The sequence below is a fragment of the Brenneria alni genome, from assembly GCF_003666245.1.
GTDB classification, from domain to species: domain Bacteria; phylum Pseudomonadota; class Gammaproteobacteria; order Enterobacterales; family Enterobacteriaceae; genus Brenneria; species Brenneria alni.
This window is the reverse complement of sequence record NZ_MJLZ01000109.1, coordinates 1-1,051: the sequence shown is the minus strand read 5'-3', so window position 1 is coordinate 1,051 and position 1,051 is coordinate 1. Positions and strand designations below refer to the sequence as shown.

Below are 1,051 nucleotides of genomic sequence, written 5' to 3'. Positions count from 1 at the left end.
GTTATAATATTTATGGTTATCCACATAAATAAAGGATGAGTCATGACAGGCAATGTTAATAAATGGAAAGGCTTGGTTTTCTTCAGTGCGATAATGCTGTCTACAGCAAATGCCGCTATTGAACCCTTAAAAATTCGCAGTGTATTTGATATTAATTATGCATTTTGCGCTATAAAGACCAATGGCGTTCTTGGTATGGATAACCGTGATTTTGCCGTATCTGGAAGTGGGTTTGGTTCATCAAGTACCAACGCGTTGCTTTTTTTGGCAAATGGCGAGAACGAGATTACCGTTGAAATAGGGGCATTGGGATGGTTCTCAACGGAAAAAATAAGCGATGAGGAGCGCAAAAAGTTTCATCCAGATGCGGGCTGTAAGGTTGATTTAACGGCTTTTCTGGGCGATGAAACAGCGGTATTAGGCCATATCCATATCCATATCCATATCCATATCGGTATCGATCAAGACGGCATTCCCTTTGCCAAACCCGATGAGGAAAACGTCTCAGCGAATCGTGAAAAAATCACCGCAAAAAAAATAGCCGCCCAGCCGGTTGAGAAAGGACATATCCCCGATAATTATTTTATTGATAATTATTTCCCCGATGGCATGGAGCTGTATCAGTTTACCCAAAAAGCCTATCTTAAAGGATTGCCAGAATGGAAATGGGTCAAGTCCACCCCGTTTACCGGCAGACCGGAACAGATTCAGGCGCTACAGGTTGCTTATCTTGAACTCTGGCATCTTTTTGCGACAAAAAACAATACAGCAATAAAATCATATCTTAATGAATCATTGCAGGCATGGGCAATAACAACCGGAAATACCCTGAATGAAATATATAATGATCGCGGTTTTGTTGATGATTTTAAAAATTCCGAGTTTGAAATGATCCCCATCAACTGGAATGATTATCAGCTTGAAATGATGAATAATCAAAGAATGGTTCGTTTTGTGAATAAGTCTGATCCTACTATATCTCCTCTTACTTATTCAGTAAAAGACGAAGATGGGGGTGATAGCTTGGGATGCTATTCTCCGATATTTTCAT

General features: G+C 40.0%; 1 protein-coding gene. It reads left to right on the top strand.

Annotated features, from left to right (window positions below; all coding sequences use genetic code 11):
• Positions 1 to 42: 42 nt before the first annotated feature.
• Positions 43 to 1,051, top strand: a 1,009-nt coding sequence (locus BIY29_RS19870; protein WP_121576720.1) for a hypothetical protein, incomplete at its 3' end; no start/stop codon positions are given.